The 2,294-nt window shown below is 60.9% G+C and carries 3 protein-coding genes; 2 read left to right on the forward strand and 1 reads right to left on the reverse strand.

Annotated elements, in window-relative coordinates; all coding sequences use genetic code 11:
- The first annotated feature begins 76 nt into the window (after positions 1–76).
- Both HMPREF1546_RS08620 and HMPREF1546_RS08625 read left to right on the forward strand, forming a co-directional pair.
- On the forward strand, positions 77–541 hold the full coding sequence (locus HMPREF1546_RS08620) for a helix-turn-helix transcriptional regulator (protein ID WP_021748609.1): 465 nt from the start codon (positions 77–79) through the stop codon (positions 539–541).
- A gap of 182 nt (positions 542–723) precedes the next feature.
- Complete coding sequence (locus HMPREF1546_RS08625; RefSeq protein WP_021748608.1) at positions 724–939, forward strand: hypothetical protein; 216 nt, start codon at positions 724–726, stop codon at positions 937–939.
- Between the two features lie 91 nt (positions 940–1,030).
- On the opposite strand, the gene HMPREF1546_RS08630 is transcribed toward HMPREF1546_RS08625, so the two are convergent.
- Positions 1,031–2,167, reverse strand: coding sequence for a pyridoxal phosphate-dependent aminotransferase (locus HMPREF1546_RS08630; protein ID WP_021748607.1), 1,137 nt, complete (start codon positions 2,165–2,167; stop codon positions 1,031–1,033).
- Positions 2,168–2,294: the final 127 nt, after the last annotated feature.

Genomic DNA, 2,294 nt, shown 5'->3' on the forward strand with positions numbered 1-2,294 from the left:
AAAAGAAAAGCCCCGCCGCATTGACAGAGCGGCGGGGACCGGATACAATAGACATTCAGCAAGGAGGCAGATTTTTATGGTAACTTTGGCACAGCGCATTGAGGAGCTGCGGACCGCCAGGGGCCTGAGCCGTCCGGCTCTTGCCGCCGCCCTGGGCTTCCCCCGCACGGCGATTGAAAAGTTTGAGACGGGCCGCCAGACCCCCACCCAGGACCAGCAGAACAAGCTGGCGTCCTACTTCGGCGTGTCCCTCTTCTATCTTCGGGGAGAGACCAACGACACCACCCAGATGTCCGACTGGATGGACGGGGCGTTTCTGGACGAGCCCGCCCCGGTTCCGGCCCCCAGGCGGGCGGCAGTGAAGCCGGCGGTGGCGGCGTCCTCCGGCGGGGAGGGCGGCACCATGTTCGACGCGTTCCTCACCAGCAAGAAATTCCAGGAGGCACTGCGCACCGCGGTGCTGGATACTCTCCGCACGCCGGAGGGCCAGGAGCTCCTGACCAAGGCCATCCGGAAAGAGCTGGCGAATCGGCAGAAGTGATGTGCGGCGGCGAAAGGGGCGGGGGATCGTGATCTCCCATCCTGTGTGTGCTCCGGGTGTATGGGGGAGGCGAAATGCGGCCGGAGAGAAAATCCGCGGAACGCTTGCCAACATCCGCTGCGCATAATACCATACAGAAATCAGGAGGGAACTGACGGATACAGACTGGGGGGCAGGCTCAGATGAAGAATGTTCTGTATATAATCAAAGTGGTGGCACTGGCCTGTGCGGCCGGAGTGATTATGACGATCCTGGGGGCTTTTCCGCCTCTGTCGTTCCTGTATAACTGGCTTGTGGGCCACGGCCTGCAAAATGTATGGGTTGGACTGATGGCCGGTGTCATCGCCATCTGCGTGTCCCTGTACAATATGCACCACGCAAAAAAGAAACGGAAGTGAGCGATTTGCGCTCAGTCCGGCTGAGAGGCTTGGATGCTCTGACCAATCAAAAGAGCCGCGGGAGTTTGATCCCGCGGCTCTTCTTGCGCGTTTACAGGCTCTTGATGAACTTCTCGATCCGGTCCAATCCCTCTTTCAGGTCCGCGTCGGAGTAGCAGTAGCTCAGGCGCATGAACCCCTCGGTGCCGAAGTGGATGCCGGGGATGACGCCCACCAGGCCCTCCTTCAGCATCCGGGTGCAGAAGGTGTTGGAGTCCATGCCGAACTTCCGGATGTCCATAAACATGTAGAAGGCGCCCTCCGGCTTCTCCACGTCCAGGCCCATGTCCACCAGGCGCTGGTAGACGTAGTCCCGGCGCCTGCGGAAGATCTCCACCACATCGCTGGTGTCCGTCTCCAGGGCCGTGACGCAAGCCCGCTGGACAAAGGAGGGCACGGAGGTGACACAGTACTGGTGGAACACCTGGATCCGGTCCATCAGCTTGGCGTCCGCCATGCAGTAGCCCAGGCGCCAGCCGGTCATGGCATAAGGCTTGGAGAAGCTCTGGACCACAATGATCCGGTCCCGCATGTCCTGGTACTCAGCAAAGCTGTGGTAGTCCTCACAGTAGGTCAGAGTGCGGTACACATCGTCGCACAGGACAAAGATGGGCTTGTCCTGGAGGATGGCGTGGACGGCGTCCAAGGTCTCCTTGGTGTAGACGCAGCCGGTGGGATTGTTGGGGGAGGTCAGGATGATGGCCTTGGTCCTGTCGGTGATGGCGGCCTTCAGTTCCTCCGGCACGATCTGGAAGTGGTTGTGCTCTGTGGGCAGGGAGACAGGCACACCGCCCTGCAGCTGGACCAGCGCCTCATACAGGCCGAAGGCAGGGGTGGGGATGATGACCTCGTCCCCTGGGTTCAGGATGGTGGAGAAGGAGGCGAACAGCGCCTCCGTGGCGCCCACCGTCAGGATGATCTCACTGGGGGCGTAGTGGAGGCCATGGGCCTCAGCCTCGAATTTGGAGATGGCCTCCAGCGCGTAGGGATAGCCGTTGCCGGGGGGATAGTGGGTATCGTTGGCGTCCAGAGCGGCCTTGGCGGCCTCCTTGATGACGTCGGGGGTGTTCAGATCCGGCTCGCCGATGGTCAGGGCGCAGGCGCCGGGGGTATCCCGCACCAGATAGGTGAACTGCCGGATGCCGGACAGCTCCACGCCCATAACGGCATTGTTCAGAGTCAGGTCCATGGATTTTCACGCTCCTTTTTGTTCATGAAATTCAGTATATCCGGATGAAAAAGGGATGTCAACGGCAGTTTCCACAAAAAGGGAGGCACCGAAAAGAAAGCGGCCCCGCCGCAATCTGCGGCGGGGC

The sequence above is a fragment of the Oscillibacter sp. KLE 1745 genome (genome assembly GCF_000469445.2).
Lineage (GTDB): Bacteria > Bacillota > Clostridia > Oscillospirales > Oscillospiraceae > Oscillibacter > Oscillibacter welbionis.